General features: G+C 66.6%; 14 protein-coding genes and 1 riboswitch. Of the genes, 8 read left to right on the top strand and 6 right to left on the bottom strand.

Going from position 1 to position 16,381, the window contains the following annotated elements; genetic code table 11:
• Positions 1–111 precede the first annotated feature (111 nt).
• The 4 genes from kynU (at position 112) to HOP52_RS15060 (ending at position 5,661) form a co-directional block, all read left to right on the top strand.
• Positions 112–1,368, top strand: a complete 1,257-nt coding sequence (kynU, locus tag HOP52_RS15045; protein ID WP_238978222.1) for a kynureninase — start codon at positions 112–114, stop codon at positions 1,366–1,368.
• Between the two features lie 95 nt (positions 1,369–1,463).
• Positions 1,464–2,861, top strand: a complete 1,398-nt coding sequence (locus HOP52_RS15050; protein ID WP_238978223.1) for a sodium-dependent transporter — start codon at positions 1,464–1,466, stop codon at positions 2,859–2,861.
• A 224-nt stretch (positions 2,862–3,085) separates the two neighbouring features.
• Complete coding sequence (locus tag HOP52_RS15055; RefSeq protein ID WP_238978224.1) at positions 3,086–3,640, top strand: putative pterin-binding protein; 555 nt, start codon at positions 3,086–3,088, stop codon at positions 3,638–3,640.
• A complete protein-coding gene (locus tag HOP52_RS15060) occupies positions 3,637–5,661 on the top strand; it encodes a putative bifunctional diguanylate cyclase/phosphodiesterase (RefSeq protein ID WP_238978225.1) in 2,025 nt (674 codons plus the stop codon). Before HOP52_RS15055 ends, HOP52_RS15060 begins: the two co-directional genes overlap by 4 nt.
• Positions 5,662–5,664: 3 nt before the next feature.
• On the opposite strand, the gene HOP52_RS15065 is transcribed toward HOP52_RS15060, so the two are convergent.
• Positions 5,665–6,600, bottom strand: a complete 936-nt coding sequence (locus tag HOP52_RS15065) for a LysR family transcriptional regulator (RefSeq protein ID WP_238978226.1) — start codon at positions 6,598–6,600, stop codon at positions 5,665–5,667.
• 229 nt (positions 6,601–6,829) lie between these two features.
• Here HOP52_RS15065 and HOP52_RS15070 point away from each other — a divergent pair, with 229 nt between their 5' ends.
• The gene (locus HOP52_RS15070; protein WP_238978227.1) at positions 6,830–8,329 is read left to right on the top strand and encodes a CoA-acylating methylmalonate-semialdehyde dehydrogenase; all 1,500 of its coding nucleotides are present in this window, start codon (positions 6,830–6,832) and stop codon (positions 8,327–8,329) included.
• A gap of 57 nt (positions 8,330–8,386) precedes the next feature.
• Here HOP52_RS15070 and HOP52_RS15075 read toward each other — a convergent pair whose 3' ends face one another.
• Positions 8,387–10,144, bottom strand: a complete 1,758-nt coding sequence (locus tag HOP52_RS15075) for a zeta toxin family protein (protein WP_238978228.1) — start codon at positions 10,142–10,144, stop codon at positions 8,387–8,389.
• A gap of 175 nt (positions 10,145–10,319) precedes the next feature.
• Here HOP52_RS15075 and HOP52_RS15080 point away from each other — a divergent pair, with 175 nt between their 5' ends.
• Complete coding sequence (locus HOP52_RS15080) at positions 10,320–10,907, top strand: peroxidase-related enzyme (RefSeq protein ID WP_238978229.1); 588 nt, start codon at positions 10,320–10,322, stop codon at positions 10,905–10,907.
• A gap of 10 nt (positions 10,908–10,917) precedes the next feature.
• Here the strand turns inward: HOP52_RS15080 and HOP52_RS15085 are convergent, their stop codons facing one another.
• Positions 10,918–11,598 carry a hypothetical protein gene (locus HOP52_RS15085; protein WP_238978230.1) on the bottom strand — a complete coding sequence of 227 codons (681 nt, stop codon included), beginning with the start codon at positions 11,596–11,598 and terminating at the stop codon, positions 10,918–10,920.
• Between the two features lie 149 nt (positions 11,599–11,747).
• A riboswitch (TPP riboswitch) is annotated at positions 11,748–11,870 on the top strand.
• On the opposite strand from HOP52_RS15085, the gene HOP52_RS15090 reads away from it, so the two are divergent.
• Positions 11,860–13,266: a sodium:solute symporter family transporter gene (locus tag HOP52_RS15090; protein WP_238978231.1), complete on the top strand. Its 1,407-nt coding sequence runs from the start codon at positions 11,860–11,862 to the stop codon at positions 13,264–13,266. Its footprint overlaps the riboswitch before it by 11 nt.
• On the top strand, positions 13,263–13,958 hold the full coding sequence (locus HOP52_RS15095; RefSeq protein WP_238978232.1) for a TenA family protein: 696 nt from the start codon (positions 13,263–13,265) through the stop codon (positions 13,956–13,958). The genes HOP52_RS15090 and HOP52_RS15095 overlap by 4 nt, the downstream gene beginning before the upstream one ends.
• Positions 13,959–14,026: 68 nt before the next feature.
• Here HOP52_RS15095 and HOP52_RS15100 read toward each other — a convergent pair whose 3' ends face one another.
• The 3 genes from HOP52_RS15100 to HOP52_RS15110 all read right to left on the bottom strand — a co-directional run bounded on the left by HOP52_RS15100 (position 14,027) and on the right by HOP52_RS15110 (position 16,267).
• Positions 14,027–14,431, bottom strand: coding sequence for a helix-turn-helix domain-containing protein (locus HOP52_RS15100; RefSeq protein WP_238978233.1), 405 nt, complete (start codon positions 14,429–14,431; stop codon positions 14,027–14,029).
• 2 nt (positions 14,432–14,433) lie between these two features.
• The gene (locus HOP52_RS15105; RefSeq protein ID WP_238978234.1) at positions 14,434–14,721 is read right to left on the bottom strand and encodes a type II toxin-antitoxin system HigB family toxin; all 288 of its coding nucleotides are present in this window, start codon (positions 14,719–14,721) and stop codon (positions 14,434–14,436) included.
• Positions 14,722–14,950: 229 nt separating this feature from the next.
• Positions 14,951–16,267 carry a S8 family serine peptidase gene (locus tag HOP52_RS15110; RefSeq protein WP_238978235.1) on the bottom strand — a complete coding sequence of 439 codons (1,317 nt, stop codon included), beginning with the start codon at positions 16,265–16,267 and terminating at the stop codon, positions 14,951–14,953.
• Between the last annotated feature and the right edge of the window lie 114 nt (positions 16,268–16,381).

Genomic DNA, 16,381 nt, shown 5'->3' on the forward strand with positions numbered 1-16,381 from the left:
GCAATAAATTTGCACTAAAGATGGCATGGGCGCCGAAGAACGCAACCCTTTTCCGAGCCACCCCTCCTAGAATTGGGAACAGATTCCTCACCCAATTCCCTGGAGGCCCCCATGACCCCAACCCTCGATAGCGTGCGCGAACTGGATCGCCGCGACCCTCTGGCCGCTTTCAAGTCCCGTTTTGCCCTGCCGGAGGGGGTGATCTACCTCGACGGCAACTCCCTGGGGGCCCAGCCGGTGGCCGCCCGGGAGGCCCTGGACGCCACCCGCGACCAGTGGCGCGACGAGCTGATCAAGGGCTGGAACCAGGGCTGGTTCGATGCCCCGGAGCGCCTCGGTGATCTGTTGGCGCCGCTCATCGGCGCCGGGCGCGGCGAAGTGATCGTCAGCGACAACATCACCCTCAATCTCTTCAAGCTGCTGGGCTATATCACCGAGTCTCAGGGGCGCACGCGGCCGGTGATCCTCAGCGAAGGCGGCAATTTCCCCACCGACGGCTATATCGCCCAGGGGCTGTGCCGCTTCGCCGGTTTCGAGCATCGGGTGCTGCCGGAGGGGGCGGAACTGGCCGACTACCTGGACGAGCGGGTCGCCGCCGTGGTGCTCAGTCAGGTTCACTACCGCACCGGGCGGTTGCGCGATATGGCTGCCATCACCGCCCAGGTTCACGAGCAGGGCGCCGAGGTGATCTGGGACCTCGCCCACTCCGCCGGGGCCCTACCGGTGGACCTGCATGGCTGCGGCGCCCGCTACGCGGTGGGCTGCACCTACAAGTACCTCAATGGCGGCCCCGGGGCGCCGGCCTTCCTCTATGTGCACCAGGATCACCAGGACGGCGGCTGGCAGCCGCTCTCCGGCTGGCACGGCCATGCCGCGCCCTTCGCCTTCGATGGTGACTATGCCCCGGCTCCCGGCATCACCCGCTTCCGCACCGGGACGCATTCGGCGCTGATCTATGCCCCCCTGGAGGCCTCCCTGCGGCTCTGGCAGGACGTCGACATGACCGCCCTGCGCGAGAAGAGCCTCGCCCTGGGGGAGCTGTTCCGCGACTGCCTGGCCGACCTGCTGGAAGCCGAGGGCATCGAGGACATTACCCCGCCCCAGGCGGAGCGTGGCAGCCAGGTGGCCTTTATTCACCGCGACAACGGCGCTCCCAACGCCCCGGGGCCTGGCTATGCCATCGTCCAGGCGCTGATCGCCCGGGGCGTGATCGGTGACTACCGGGAACCGGGGCTGATGCGCTTCGGCTTTACCCCCCTCTACCTCAGCTACGAGGACGTCTGGCAGGCGGCCCGCCACTTCCGCGAGGTGGTGGAGAGCGGGGAATACCGCGAGGCGCGTTTCCAGGTGCGCTCGGAAGTCACCTGAGAGGACCTGCTGCCCGACGGCGATCACGTCGACATTCTCGAACGGCTTGAGGCGCTGCCGCGCTGAGCCGACTTTAACCCGGTGAGACGATTCCAATGACAATATCGCAAACCAAGAGCACCACCACGGCGGCTTCTTCTTCCGGCACGCCCGCCGGCCGCGCCCAGTTCTCCAGCCGTTTCGGTTTCCTGATGGCTGCCGCCGGGGCCGCGGTGGGCCTCGGCAATGTGTGGAGTTTCCCCTCCATGGCCGCCAATAACGGCGGCGGCGCCTTCCTGCTGGTCTATGTGGCGATGGCCTTCATCCTCGCCTATCCGGCGCTGATGGCGGAGTTGATCCTGGGACGCCATGCCCAGAGCGGCATCATCAATGCCATGGGTCAGGTGGGCGGGCGCGGTCTACCGCGGCGCCTCGGCCAGGGGGGCGGCGGCCTGGCGCTGATGGCGGCCTGCCTGGGCCAGGCCTTCTATGCCATCGTCACCGGCTGGCTGATCGGCTATGCCCTCCTGGCCCTGGCCCGACTGCTGGGCCTGGAGGGGGCGACGGCCTGGCTTGGCGAGGGGAGCTTCTGGCGGGACTGGGGCCTGACCCTGGTGGCCATGACAATCACCGCGGCGGTGGTATTGGCCGGGGTCAACCGGGGCATCGAGCGCTGGACCAAGCGGCTGATGCCGCTGCTGCTGGTGATGATGCTGGGACTGATCGCGGTGATGCTGAGCTTCCCTGGCGCCGGTGAGGGAGTGAAGACCTACCTGGTGCCGGATCTGTCGCGGATCGATGGACAACTGCTGCTGGACGCCATGGGGCAGGCCTTCTTCTCGCTCTCCATCGGTGTCGGCGCCATGGTGGTCTACGGCTCCTACCTGAGCCGCAAGGCCAACCTGCCCCGGGTCGGAGCCCAGGTGATGCTGATCGACATGGGCGTGGCCTTCGTTGCCGGTCTGTTGATCATCCCGGCGATGTTCGTGGCCCATGGCCTGGGAGTGACGGTGTTCAACGAGGCCGGCGAGCTGCAGAGCTCGGCGACCCTGCTGTTCATGGTGATGCCGGCCCTGTTCGAGGCCATGGGGGCGCTGGGACTGGGCCTGGAGCTGCTCTTCTTCGTGCTTCTGGCCATCGCTGCGCTGACCTCCATGTTTCCGGTGCTGGAGGTGCCCGTCTCCACCTTGGAGGAGACCGGCATGATCCGTCGCCGCTCGGCCACCTGGCTGATGGCGGGGGTGACCCTCACCATCGCCACTCTGATCCTGGTCTACTTCGAGCCGTTGTTCGACTGGGCCATCACCCTGACCATCAGCTATAGCATGCCCTTGGTGGGGGGGCTGGTCTGTCTCTATGTGGGCTGGTTGCTGTCGCGCAATGCCAAGCTCCAGGAGCTGCGCCAGGGGGCGCCGGAGATCGAACGCACCCTGTTCTGGAAGCTCTGGCCCTGGTATATCCGGGTGGTCTGTCCGCTGCTGATCCTGGTGGTGATGCTGCGCAGCCTGGGCTGAGGCGATCCCCAGACATCCACTCCGGACACGAGAAAGCCGCGCCCTGACAGCGCGGCTTTTTCCATGGAGACTCACCCCCTTGACCGAGGCCGGCCTGGTGCCGCCGGGTCAGCCTCAGTTGGTAGCTAATTTAATATGGTCTTTTATACTGATATGGTCTCGCGTGCCTAAGCTGACGTCCCCGGTCGCCAGTCTGCGCCTCCTCACGCTGAACGGAGATTCCGATGACACCAAGCGTTGCGTTCGTGCCCACCCGCCGTCGGTCCATGGTGCTGCCTCTTCTGGTTCTGGTGCTGCTGCTGATGTGCCCGGTCATGGGGCTTGCCTCCAATTGGCCGCAGCCGGTATCCCTGCCGCCTCTGGAGGGGGATCGCGTGGTGCTAAGGGTCACCGGCGAGCATGGCGAGAGAGGCTATACACTCGCGCAGATCGAGGCCTTGGGGCTGCACCGGGTGACCACCACCACCTTCTGGCCCGAGGATGGTGGCACCTACGAGGGGGTGCTGCTTGCCGATCTGCTGGCCGAGGCGGGCCTCGCCGAGGCTGCCGCCGTCAGGGTTCTCGCCCTGGATGGCTTTTCCCAGATCCTTCCCCGGGAGGACTGGCAGCGCTGGTCCGTGTTGCTGGCGACCCGCCAGGACGGCCAACCCATGGCGACCCGTGACAAGGGTCCCTTGCGTGTCATCTATCCACGCGATGCGGATCCGCGGCTTGAGGATCTGGCCTATCGGCTGCGCTGGGTCTGGCTGGTCCAGGCCATTGAGCAGGTGGCGCCTTGAGCGCCGAGAGGGAACCGAGTGATCGCCGTCCCGGGAGGCTCTTCTGGCTGTTGGCCATGCTCACCGCCGGTCTCGTCGTGCTGGCGGTGGGCTCCACCTGGTGGGTGCTGAATACCCTGAGCCATATCGAGGAGCGGCTGCCCGGTGCCAGCCTGGCAACCGCGCGCGACTTCGGTGTGCTGCTGCAGGATCTCCAGCGGCTGGACCGGTCGCTGGAGATCCTGCCGCTGCAGCCCGAGCAACGGCGACTCGAGGCGGCGAACCTGGCCTTGGATTTTGCCGTGCTGCGCGCCCGGGACAATCGCAGTCTGTATGGCCATCTGGGAGCCGACTATGATCGCCTGGAGCCGGTGCTGGGCGAGGCGCTAACCGAGGTGGAGGAGGCTCTCGAGACCGAGCCCCTGGACCTGGCGTACTTGCGGATCGGGCAGGAGACCCTGCAGGGGGCCATCGACCAAACGAAGTGGCTCTACGACCGAACGACCTACGACTCCAGCAACCAGCTGTCCACCCAAGCCAGTCGCTTGAAGGCGCTGCGTGCCAGTCTGGGCCTGCTGTCGCTGGTCATCTTGGTGGCCACGGTGGGCCTGGTCGGCCTGATGCTCTGGCAGCGGCATGTTCTGCAGCGCTGGGCACAGGCCAGGGCCCGCCTGCAGTTTCTGGCTCTTCATGATCCCCTGACTGGTCTGCCCAATCGCACCCTGTTCCAGGATCGCTTGGCCCAGGCCTGTGCCCAGGCCCGGCGCGACGACCGAATTGTCGCGCTGTTGTATCTGGATCTCGATCATTTCAAGGAGATCAACGACAGCCTGGGGCATCCCGTGGGCGATGCCCTGTTACGCGAGGTCGGCCAACGGCTGCAGCGCTGCGTGCGTGCCACGGATACCGTGGCGCGCCTGGGCGGAGACGAGTTCGCCATCCTCCTCATCGGCCTGACTCATCCCCGCGGCACCGCCAGGGTGGCTCAGGCCATCATCGATGCCGTCTCGCGGCCCGTGCGTGTTCAGGGCCAGCTGCTCCAGGTCTCGACCAGTGCCGGCATCACCGTCTTTCCCCAGGATGGCGAGAGTGGCGAGCAGCTGTTGGCGAATGCCGACATGGCCCTGTATCGGGCCAAGGCCCAGGCGTGTGGCCACTACCACTTCTTCATCCCGGCATATCGGACTGCCCTCGTGGAGCGCCGGGCCATGGAGAAAGAACTGCGCCGTGCCTTGCGCTGCCAGGAGTTCGTCCTGTACTACCAGCCCCAGATTCATCTGACGCAGGGCGGCCTGGACGGCCTCGAAGCCCTGGTGCGCTGGCAGCATCCCCGGCGTGGCCTGGTTCCACCGGCGGAGTTCCTGCCGCTAGCCGAGGAGAGCGGACTGATCGTGACGATCGGCCGACAGGTCCTGCGCCAGGCCTGTGACCAGATGCGTGCCTGGCGGGACGCCGGCCTTCATCCTCCCCGGGTGGCGATCAACCTGGCTACGGCGCAGTTCAAGCAGGGCGATCTGGTCGAGGAGATCCGCCAAGGTTTGACCCAGGCCGGCCTGGCGCCACGTGACCTGGAGGTGGAAATCACCGAGGGGACCATCCTGGATCGGGACAGCGCGGAGATACAGCGGATACTGGCGGGGATTCGTGAGCTAGGCGTGGAGATTGCGCTGGACGACTTCGGTACCGGCTATGCTTCCCTCACGCATCTCAAGCGCTTCCCCGTGAATCGGCTCAAGATCGATCGCTCCTTCGTGCAGAGTCTTGGCCAGGATGCCGATGACGAGGCGATCGTCAAGATGGTCATCCAACTGGGCCACAGCCTGGGGCTCGCGATCGTGGCCGAGGGGATCGAGACCGCTGAGCAGGCAGGCTACCTGAGCCAGCAAGGGTGTGATGTGGGGCAAGGTTACCTGTTCGGCCGCCCCATGCCGGCCGAAGAGGTCACCCTCCGGCTGCGCTCGCCCGCGTTCAATGGGGACGAGCGCGACCAGGGTGTGGATGAGTGCTGGTCTGCCTGGGCGAGTGACGGGAGAGCCTCTTGAGGCTCAAGGCAGCACCAGCTCCCTGGCCTCGCCCATCAGCAGGGCACGGTTGGCCTCCAGCGCCTCGCGCAGGAAGTCCCACAGCAGCCGCACCCGGGCCAGGCGCCGCTGCTCCTGGCGCGAGGTGATCCAGAACTGGCGGGTGATCGCCACCTCCTCGGTCAGCACCGGCGTTAGCCCTGGCGTGGGCTCGGCCATAAAGCAGGGCAGCACCGCCAGGCCGGCGCCGTGGAGGGCGGCGGCGTGCTGGGTGGTGACGCTGGTGCTGCGGATCGAGAAGTGTGGGCCGGGATGGCCCACCACGGCGGGGTCGAGCAGCGGCTCCAGGTAGCTGAGCTGCTCGCTGAAAATCAGGTCGTCCACATAGCCGATCAGGCGATGCTCGCCAAGCGCGGCCAGCGACTCGGGGCTGCCCTGTCGCGCCAGGTAGTCGCGGCTGCCGTAGAGCCGCAGCCGGTAGTCGCATAGCCGCGAGATCACCAGGCCGGGGCTGGCCGGGCGCTCCACGGTGATGGCCAGGTCCGCCTCGTGGCGGCTGAGGTTGACCACCCTGGGAAGGGCCAGCAGGTCCAGGGTCACCCCGGGGTGGCGTGCGCAGAAGGCCGACAGTAGCGGGGCGATCACCCAGGTGCCGAAGCCCTCGGTGACGCCGAGGCGAATCTGGCCGCTGACCTGGTGATTCTTGTCGGTCAGGCTCTCGCCGGCCTCGAAGGCGTGGCGGGCCATCTCCTCGGCGTGGGCCAGCAGCTGGTGACCCGCCTCTGTCAGATGGTAGCCGTGGGTACTACGCTCGAAGAGCTGGGTATTGAGTCGCTGTTCGAAGCGTCGGGTGCGTCGCGACAGGGTGGAGTGATCCAGCCCCAGGCGGCGGGCGGCGTCGGTGAGGCGCTGGCTGCGCGCCACTTCCAGGAAGATCTGGATATCCTGCCAGTCGAGCATGAGCGGCCTCCCGAGACGGTTTGTTGTGCATTATTGCACAAGCAATGTGCCCGGGTGCCCGTTGTCACCCCATCCAGCGAGTGGATAGACTCGATGTCATCACCTTCCGTGTTTTTATACACATAAAGTCTAATGCCTGGTCGATTCGTATCGACGCGACGCGAGGCGATCCACAACAACAAGGCAGGTCCTCGCCAGGGCAGCGACATCCGAGAGAGGAGCACGCACCATGTCAGTCCGCGAAATTCCCATGTACATCGACGGCCAGCCCGTTCAGTCCCAGAGCCAGGAGTGGCGCGATGTGGTCAACCCGGCCACCCAGGAAGTGGTCGCCCGGGTGCCGTTCTGCACCGCCGAGGAAGTGGAGCAGGCCGTGGCCAGCGCCAAGCAAGCCTTCAAGAGCTGGCGCAAGGTCCCGCTGGGCAAGCGCATGCGCATCATGCTCAAGCTGCAGGCGCTGATCCGCGACAACACCAGTGAACTCGCCGCGCTGATCACCGAGGAGCACGGCAAGACCCTGCCCGACGCCGAGGGCGAAGTCGGCCGCGGCCTGGAAGTGGTGGAGCACGCCTGCTCGATCACCTCGCTGCAGCTGGGTGAGCTGGCCGAGAACGCCGGCAGCGAAATCGACGTCTATACCCTCAACCAGCCGCTGGGGGTGGGCGCGGGTATCACCGCCTTCAACTTCCCGATCATGCTGCCCTGCTTCATGTTCCCGCTGGCCATCGCCACCGGCAACACCTTCGTGCTGAAGCCCTCCGAGCAGGACCCGAGCTCCACCATGCGCCTGGTCGAGCTGGCCCACGAGGCCGGCGTGCCGGCCGGGGTGCTCAACGTGGTGCACGGTGGCCCGGACGTGGCCAACCAGATCGCCGACCACACCGACATCAAGGCGCTCTCCTTCATCGGCTCGAGTCACGTCGGTTCGCTGCTCTACGAGCGCGCCGCCGCCGCCGGCAAGCGCATGCAGTCGATGATGGGCGCCAAGAACCACTGCGTGATCATGCCCGACGCCAACCGCAGCCAGGCCATCAACAACCTGCTGGGTTCCGCCTTCGGCGCCGCCGGCCAGCGCTGCATGGCCAACTCCGTGGTGGTGCTGGTGGGCGAAGCCAAGGCGTGGCTCGACGATATCGTCCACGGTGCCCGCAACATGAAGGTGGGCCCCGGCACCCAGCGCGACGCCGACCTGGGCCCGCTGGTCTCGCCGGCCGCCCGCGACCGCGTGGTTCGCCTGATCGATGCCGGTGAGCAGGAGGGCGCCAAGCTGCTGGTGGATGGCCGCGGCTATGAGGTGTCGGGGTACGAGCACGGCAACTTCGTCGGCCCCACCGTGTTCGCCGACGTCAAGCCGGAGATGACCATCTACCGCGAGGAGATCTTCGGGCCGGTACTGTGCGTGGTGAGCGTCGATACCCTGGACGAGGCGATCGAGTTCATCAACGCCAACCCCAACGGCAACGGCACCTCGATCTTCACCAACTCCGGCTGGGTGGCACGCCGCTTCGAGACCGACATCGATGTCGGCCAGGTGGGCATCAATGTGCCGATCCCGGTGCCGGTAGCCTACTTCAGCTTCACCGGCTCGCGCGGCTCCAAGCTGGGTGACCTGGGCCCCAACGGCAAGCAGGCGATCGCCTTCTGGACCCAGACCAAGACCGTCACCGCCCGCTGGTTCGAGCCGGAGAACGTCTCCAGCGGCATCAACAGCACCATCTCGCTGAGCTGATCCAAATCAGCAACCCGACCCGCGGCCCCGTCTCGAGAGAGGCGGGGCCGTTTCGGCTTATGGGGCGGGGCCGTTTCCACTTATGGGCGAGGCCGGTTCAACCGATGGGGAGGCCGGCACCCCGAGGATGGTGAACAGCTCCGCGAGTTCCGGGTCCTTGCGCTGGGTGCGCAAGACGGCGGCGTCCATCACCGAGAAGCGGCCTGCCGTGGCTTGCAGGTACGGCTGACCGGTCGTCGCGTCAACGAAGCGCACCTCCGGCACCTTGGCGAGGCACTGCTTGAGGAAGGTACAGTTGCGGGCGATCGCCAGGCTGTCGTCGTCGGGATAGACCTCCGCCGGGCGGCTCGCCTGGGTGTTGATCTTCTGGTAGCGATCGATGTTGACCAGGCCCAGGGGCGCCAGGATGTGCAGGACCTCGCGGGTGCCGTGGGCGATGGTCGTCGGCGGGCTGTGCTTGGGCACGCTGTTGTCCAGAAAGGTGTACTCGAGCCGGGGATGTTGGCTGTCCAGCCACTTGAAGAGCAGCTTGGGCATGCCGTCGTAGGCCTCCACGCAGTGGCCCAGGAAGTCCTCCACCGCCTTGTAGCGCCCCCGCTCCAGGCCTCGCTCCCAGCCGCGCTCCACCGTGGCCTCCGGCGGGGTGACGACGAAATAGAAGTACATGGTGTCGACATATTTCGCGTAGGTGGCATCCAGTAGCTGCGGGACCTTGTCCATGGCGAAGCTGTCGAAGCGAAACCGGTCGATCAGCAGGTTGGGGATGGAGCCCTCCCGCTTGGCCTTGTCGCGGATGTAGCGGTCCAGCTTGGCATCGATGAGCTTGACCTCCTTGCCGGCCAGGCGCCCGGCATACTTGTAGGCCTCGCCCAGGGCCTCGTAGTCGAGCAGCAGGCGGCGCCAGATGTCGGGGGAGACGGTGCCGTACTGGTCGGGCTGGATGCCCAGGTCCCGCAGGATATCCTTCAGGAAGGGGCGCAGGGAGCTCTTGCCGGCGGCCGAGGCCCCCTTGAGGCTGATCAGGATCGGCTCTTTGGCGCAGGGGAGTCGTGCGTAGCCCTCGGCCTGCATGGCCCGCTCGATATGGGGGGCGATCTGCCGCCCGAGGTGGCGGCTGCCGAAGTCGTTGCACACATGCCGGGTGATCAACCTGACCAGCAGCTCCCGGTCCACCCCGATATGGCCCTGGGTGGCGCCGATGGCGTTCAGGACACGGTAGGTGCTCTTGTAGATGGCGCGCCCCCGCTCGTCCCGCGCCGCCAGCCCCTTCTCCTTGATGTCCCGGATCACGTCATGATGGCGCTCCTCGATGGACCGCGTGTCCGTCTGTTGCCGTGCCGGCCGACGCCTGCCGAACCACCGGGATAGCCACGAGCCGGGGGCGGGATCGATCGCCGTCGGTTCGGGTGCGAAGGCCGCGGCGAGGATATCGCCCACACGGCCGTGTACCTCGTCATACAGTCGGTCATACGCCTGCTGGAACGCCGGCAGATGGGGGGCCAGGTAGTTGGACAGAATCGTCAGAGCGATGCTGCGAAAGTGTTGTCCCAGGAGCTCCTCTTCCTCGCCCTCCAGGACCACGACATCGGCTGTCACCTGCACGATCAACTCGTGCAGCACCAGGCGCTCCGCCCGGAAGGCGACCAGTTCCTCTTCCGCGAGCCCGGTGAGGGCTCTCAGTTCGGGGATATCGGACAGGCGTGAATAGACGTTGGTTGGTCGATGAATCGTCTCCAGGCACTTGTAGCGCCTGGGCAGTTCGGCCTCCAGGCCGGGATTCCATGCCGAAAACTCGGAACCATCTCGATCCGCCATACCGGGAAGCCATGCCTGCTGGGTCGTGTCGGGGTTGGGCGAAGGGGGCATGCAGCGATAGTGGCCCACCCGGCCGCGTGGGGCAATCCCCGCGGGACTTTAGGTCCTGGACAAACAGATTGACGTTGACGTTAACTGTCGTTGTCATATCGCTACGACAACCTTTGGAGCCGCCATGAGCACCCCGATCAGCCGTTTTCCCATTCCCGAGTCGATCCAGGACCTGCCCGAGGACATCCGCGACGCCATGCTGGCGGTGCAGGAGAAGGCCGGCTTCGTGCCCAATGTCTTCCTGATGCTGGCCCACCGGCCGGCGGAGTTCCGGGCCTTCTTCGCCTACCACGATGCGTTGATGGAGCGGGAGTCGGACACCCTGACCAAGGCCGAGAAGGAGATGATCGTGGTGGCCACCAGCGCCCGCAATCGCTGCCTCTACTGCGTGGTGGCCCACGGCGCCCTGGTGAGGATCTACAGCAAGGACCCGCTGCTGGCCGATCAGGTGGCGATCAATCACCGCGTCGCGCCGATCAGCGAGCGCCACCGGGTAATGCTCGACTTCGCCTTCCACTGCGGCCTGGAGCTGGGCGAGCTCACCGATGAGTGGCAGGCTCGCCTGGTCGAGGCGGGCTTCACCCAGGACGATATCTGGGACATTGGCGCCGTCGCCGCCTTCTTCGGCATGTCCAACCGCCTGGTCACCCTGGCCGGCACCCCGCCCAACGAGGAGTTCTACCTGATGGGTCGGGTGCCGCGGGGGGAGTAACCGAGGGGGCTCACTCGCCTTGGGCCTGACACTCTTCCAGCAGCTGGAGCACCGGTTCCAGCTGGCTTTCGTGGAGCACCAGCACGGTCTTGCCGGTCTCGCCCTCGACGGGAGCGACCACGGCAAATTCGCCCTCTTCCAGGTGGAACTCGTGAATCTCACGCGGGCCGTCCGGGGTCTCGCAGTGGATGGAGCGGTAGGAGTCGTCCTCGCCGTAGGTGAGGCGGTGGTAGACCTTGAAGAAGGTGTAGAGATAGAGCCCTTGGGGGAAGGCGGGCCAGCGGGCGGGGATGGTGCGGGTCTCTTCGTCCAGCGCCTGGCCGTCGGCTTCGGCTCGGGTGATGGCCTCGTCCAGCGGGCCGGCCAACAGGGAGGCGGCATCGTAGGGAAGCGGGTGCTGGGCCTGGAAGGCCTCCCGATAGCGTCGGGTGATCTGCTGCATGTCGCTAAGCGAGCCGATGGCATGATCGCTGTGCTTCAGGTCGGCAGGCTCGAAGCCGCCGTTCTCCCAGCCGTGAATGACCCGCAGCGTCAGGCCGTCGCCCGCCATGGGGGTCAGCACCAGTGCCTCGATGGCCACCCGCAGATGCAGTAGCCGTTCGATGACTTGGTTTTCGAAGGCGCTGTAGGGGTCGGCGAAGATGCCGTGCAGGCGGCCGGGGGCGTGTTCCTTGGCTTCACGGTAGGGCATGGGGAATCTCGTGTCAGGACAGGACGACGGGCAATGCCCGTCAGTATGACCATTGGCGCTTGCCGATGGAAGGCTGCAGCGCCTTTACAGTCGGTGCCTGACGGCCGATGATGGTTGATCCGGCATAGACCGGGCCCAATCCTTGAACATTCTGTCGCCAGGGGAGTCCCGCCAGTCGTTTCGGCACTGGGGGCTGAGAGGGCGCCTTACGGCGCCGACCCTGGAACCTGATCCGGTTCACACCGGCGGAGGAAGTGCGACATGCCCTACCTGACGTCTGCCGTGCTCGGCGCGGCGCTGCTCTGTTTTGCCTATCTGGGCCTGCGTGCCCGCCGGGCCGATGGCCTCCTCGATGACTATGTGACCGCCCGCAACTCCCAGGGCGCCCAGGCCATCGGCCTGTCGTTCCTGGCCTCCAGCATGGGGGCCTGGATCCTCTTCGCGCCGCCGGAGATCGGCGCCTTCGTGGGGCCGGTGGCGCTGGCCGGTTACGCCATCGGCTCGTCGCTGCCGTTCATCGTGCTGGGGCTCTATGGCCCGGCGATCCGCCGCCACCTGCCGCAGGGGCGCAGCATCGGCGAGTTCGCCGAGGCGTGCTACGGCGTCGGAGTGCGGCGCTGGGTCTCCTTCGTTTCCGTGGCCTACATGGCCATCTTCCTGGCCGCCGAGCTCACCGCCATCGGTGCCATCGCCGGGTTGCTCTCCGATGTACCGCCGTCGCTGGTGATCCTCGGCGTGGCGGTGGTCACCCTGGTCTACACCACTCTGGGCGGGCTGCGGGCGAGCCTCGCCACCGATCGCTGGCAGGCCTGGCTGCTGCTGGCCCTGCTGCTGCTGGTGGGCGGCGTGGCCTGGTGGTGGCTGCCGCCGATGCCCGCCGAGGCGGTGATGCCTTCCGCGCCGACCGGCAGCGCGCTTTCCGTGGCGCTGACCCTGGTGATCGCGGTCACCGCGGCCAATCTCTTCCACCAGGGCTACTGGCAGCGCATCTGGGCCGCCGAGGACGACCGGGCGCTGGGGCGCGGGGCGCTGCTGGGCGGCGCCAGCAGCCTGCTGGTGGTGATGGTCATCGGCGGGCTCGGTATGGTGGCGGCCATGCATGCCCTGCCGCTGGGCGAGCCGCCGATTCCCTTCTTCGCGCTGCTTGCCGAGGCGCCGGGCTGGCTGGCATTGCCGGCCCTGGTGCTGGCGGTGACCCTGGTGGCCTCCAGCGTGGATACCCTGCAGAACGCCATCGCCTCGCTGGCGGTGGCGAGTTCGGCGCGGCGCGGGCTCTCGGTACGCGCGGCGCGGCTGGTCACGGTGGCGCTGATGGTGCCGGTGGTGTGGGTGGGGCTGCAGGGCTTCTCGGTGCTGCGCCTCTTCCTGATCGCCGACCTGCTGTGTGCGGCCATCGTGGTGCCGGTGCTGCTGGGGCTGTGGCGGCGCATGTCGCCCCTGGCGGCGGTGGCCGGTGGCGTGGCGGGCCTGCTCGGCGCGGTGGTGCCGGGCTGGATCACCCTGGGGAGCCTGTCCGCCGGCGTGCTGGCCGCCACCTTCCCCGACAGCATCCCGACCCTGGCGCCCTTCCTCGGCGCGCTGGTCGCCTCCACCCTGGTCAGCCTGCTGATCGCCTGGCGGTACCCGGGGCCGACATATCACCTGGCACGCAAGGGAGACGCCCGATGACGACACGCTCTAACTGGAACGCCTGGGCCGCCGGCTGCGAATCGGCGCGCCTCACCGACTGGCTGCGCGAGATCAGCGAGCCCGACTGGTCGGCCACGGTGAATCATCCGTTGTTCGACGCCCTGGCCGAGGGGCGGCTTTCGGGTGACGACTTCGCCGCCTACATGGTGCAGGACTACGGCTTCGTGGACCCCTTCACCGCGCTGATCGGCCACGCCATCGGCCGGGCGCCGAGCATGGATGACCGGGTGGTGCTGGGCCAGTTCATGGGCATGCTGACCAGCGACGAGAACAGCACCTTCCAGCGCACCTTCGAGGCCTTCGGAGTGCCGGCCGCCCAGCGCGAGGCGCCGGACTACCTGCCGGAGACCCTGGCTTTCCGCGAGCTGCTGCGCGACACCGGCCAGGGCGGCGACTACGCCGAGATCCTGGCGGTGCTGGTGGTCACCGAGTGGGTCTATCTCGAGTGGGCGCTGCGGGTGACCCGCGTAGACGGGCTGCACCCGCTGATGGGCGAGTGGATCGACCTGCACGACAACCCTGCCTTCCAGGACTTCGTCGCCTGGCTGCGCCGGCGCCTGGACGAGGAAGCGGCGGCCCTCGATGACGCCGCCTTCGCCCGCATGGCCGAGCGCTTCCGCGAGACGGTCGCCAGGGAGCGCGCCTTTCACGACGCGGTGATGCCGCGCTGAACAAGCCGGTAAGGGAGCCGTCGCAATTAACGCCGTATGGTCGAGCGCAGCCAGTTTTCGGATAGAGCCTAGTCGAGGAAGAGATCGGCAGGGAGATCGAAACGCTGTGTCAGGGCCTTGATCTGGCGCACGTTCAGGCGTCGCTTGCCGGCCAGGATCTCGGAGATCACCGACTGGGTGCCGACCTCCGGGAGGCTCGACTGATCGAGGCCATGCCACTGCATCAGGTGGCGGAGCATGTCGGCGCCCCTCACCTCCGGCATCGGGCGGTGAGCGTTGTCGTACTCTTCGATGAGGTCGCCCATGTGGGAGGCGAGGCTCGCCAGGGGGTGCGCCTCGTCGTCTCCGATCAGCTCCAGCAGCTCATCGAGTGCCGCGACCAGGGCGTCGTAATCGTCTTCCGACTCGGGGGCGTTGAGCAGAGGGGCAACGAAGCGCCAGTGGGCCGCTGCCTGTTGGACGATGCTGGTCATGTTCACTCCTTCCAGTGGCCCTTGTCGTATTCGGTGTGATCGAGGACGTGCTGGATGTAGATTTTCCTGAACCGGTAGTGCACCACGGCGATCAGGCGAATCTTGTTACCGCCGATATCGAACACATGCTGTTTACCGACCTTGTCGGTAGCCGGGAACAGCGATTTCATCTCGGCGAAGCTGCCGGGGTCGCTCGACTTCATCAGTCGATACCAGGCATCCAGTGCAGCAGCGGCCTGTGGCCACCTTTCCTTGGCTTCCCAGATGCGTTTCTGGGTGATGATGTGCATGCTGATTCATTAATCGCATTTTGCGATAAAGTATAGGCCCTGTCGCACGGTGCAGCAATGCCGACAAGGCTAAGCGATCCTGCCTGCTTTACGGCGGGGCGAGCCATACTCAGCCGAGAAAGTGGTCGGGCAGGTAGGTCGAAACGCTGTGTCAGGGCCTTGATCTGGCGCACGTTCAGGCGTCGCTTGCCGGCCAGGATTCACGAGGTATCTGTCTGTTGACGGGCAGTTATCCGCAGCCGGCCGGCCAGCGCACCAGCCCCCAGCCGTAGGTGTCGTCTTTTCCTGGAATGCCGAGATCCAGGGCCGACTCACGGGCATTTTGCAGCCAGTCGTTGTCCAGTCGCTTCTCTGCCAGAAGGGCAGCGAGTACGAAGGGCGCCGCAAACGAAGTGCCGGAATGGTAGGCGGTGCCGTTGTCACTGGCCGCCCAGACGTCCACGCCGGGGGCGGCAAAGTCGATATAGGCGCCGCGGTTGGCACGCAGGTAAGGGCGTCTGTTCGCATCCACGGCGGTCACTGCGATCACGCCCGGATAGGCTGCCGGGTAGACGGCCGGGCCTTCAGGTCCGAGGTTGCCAGCGGCCGCCACCAGCAGAACCTCTTCGGCGATCAATCGCTGCAGGGTCTGGTTGAGGATACGGTTTTCCCGCCCGCCCAGGCTCAGGTTGATGGCCTCGACTTCCTGTCCCAACAGCCAGTCCAGCCCTCTGGCCAGGGCGTCGGTGGTGGTATCGATCTCGTCGCCACGCTGGCGGAAGACGCCGGCGACGGACAGCGCTGCCTCACTGAACAGTGGGGTAAACCCTTGATCCGGGTTGCCGACCCAGAGGCTGGCAATCGCCGTCCCATGATCGCGGGGAGCCGCCGTCGGGCCGGCGAATTCCGCCAGGTCAATCGAGCGGCCTGCCAGGGCGGGATGAGCGAGATTCACGGCGGTATCGAGCAGGCCGACATGGATGCTATCCAGGCAAGCGGTGTTTTCCGTCGTCAGGCCGATCATCTCCTGGCCGTAGCGTTGCCGGGGCCCGGCCATCAGCCGATAACGGTGATTGAGGTCGAGGCTCAGGGTGGGAAACCGGCCACGGATCTCCTCCAGCAGGGCCAGGGTGTCGGCTCCGTCGGGCAGGCGAAATACACTCACCACCAGCCCGAGCCGCTCCAATGCCCGGCGGCTCTTGATCCGCAGCCGGTAACCCGCCAGTTCGCGAGCGGTTGCCATGGCCTCGGACATGTCCTGGCTCACCAGGATCAGCTCCCCGGGCTCGAAATCCGCGGCCTCGCTTGCCGGAACCTGGCCGGTTAAGGCTGTCGCTTCCGGATCCTCGGAGTGTGACCAGACAGGGGGCACCAGCGAGGAAGGTCCTTGGCCCATCAGGCTGCCGCCGCGCTCCACTCTCGGGCGGTCAGGCACGACTTCCCGCGGGGGAGGGGCTGGTGGCGGCTGTACCTCGGCCTGCGGGTCGGCCTCCCGCCGTTCGGTTTGCTGGATGACCGCTGTATCGGAAGCGTCGTCACGGGGCTCGGTGACGATGTTTTCGATCAAGCGGCGATCCATATCGCGGCGCTGTGGATCGCTGTCCTGGCCATGCGCAAGCCCGGCGATGAGCAGCAGGGCGCCCGCCAGCAGCCAGGCGGCTGGACCTGTGCTGAGCTTGGA

Source organism: Billgrantia campisalis, from assembly GCF_022341425.1.
In the GTDB taxonomy this organism is placed as follows: Bacteria; Pseudomonadota; Gammaproteobacteria; order Pseudomonadales; family Halomonadaceae; genus Halomonas; species Halomonas campisalis.

What these genes read in the sequence shown, in the direction of transcription:
- kynU (WP_238978222.1), top strand. Translation starts at nt 112, where the DNA reads ATGACCCCAACCCTCGATAGCGTGCGCGAACTGGATCGCCGCGACCCT.
- HOP52_RS15050 (WP_238978223.1), top strand. Translation starts at nt 1,464, where the DNA reads ATGACAATATCGCAAACCAAGAGCACCACCACGGCGGCTTCTTCTTCC.
- HOP52_RS15055 (WP_238978224.1), top strand. Translation starts at nt 3,086, where the DNA reads ATGACACCAAGCGTTGCGTTCGTGCCCACCCGCCGTCGGTCCATGGTG.
- HOP52_RS15065 (WP_238978226.1), bottom strand. Translation starts at nt 6,600, where the DNA reads ATGCTCGACTGGCAGGATATCCAGATCTTCCTGGAAGTGGCGCGCAGC.
- HOP52_RS15070 (WP_238978227.1), top strand. Translation starts at nt 6,830, where the DNA reads ATGTCAGTCCGCGAAATTCCCATGTACATCGACGGCCAGCCCGTTCAG.
- HOP52_RS15075 (WP_238978228.1), bottom strand. Translation starts at nt 10,144, where the DNA reads ATGGCGGATCGAGATGGTTCCGAGTTTTCGGCATGGAATCCCGGCCTG.
- HOP52_RS15080 (WP_238978229.1), top strand. Translation starts at nt 10,320, where the DNA reads ATGAGCACCCCGATCAGCCGTTTTCCCATTCCCGAGTCGATCCAGGAC.
- HOP52_RS15085 (WP_238978230.1), bottom strand. Translation starts at nt 11,598, where the DNA reads ATGCCCTACCGTGAAGCCAAGGAACACGCCCCCGGCCGCCTGCACGGC.
- HOP52_RS15090 (WP_238978231.1), top strand. Translation starts at nt 11,860, where the DNA reads ATGCCCTACCTGACGTCTGCCGTGCTCGGCGCGGCGCTGCTCTGTTTT.
- HOP52_RS15095 (WP_238978232.1), top strand. Translation starts at nt 13,263, where the DNA reads ATGACGACACGCTCTAACTGGAACGCCTGGGCCGCCGGCTGCGAATCG.
- HOP52_RS15100 (WP_238978233.1), bottom strand. Translation starts at nt 14,431, where the DNA reads ATGACCAGCATCGTCCAACAGGCAGCGGCCCACTGGCGCTTCGTTGCC.
- HOP52_RS15105 (WP_238978234.1), bottom strand. Translation starts at nt 14,721, where the DNA reads ATGCACATCATCACCCAGAAACGCATCTGGGAAGCCAAGGAAAGGTGG.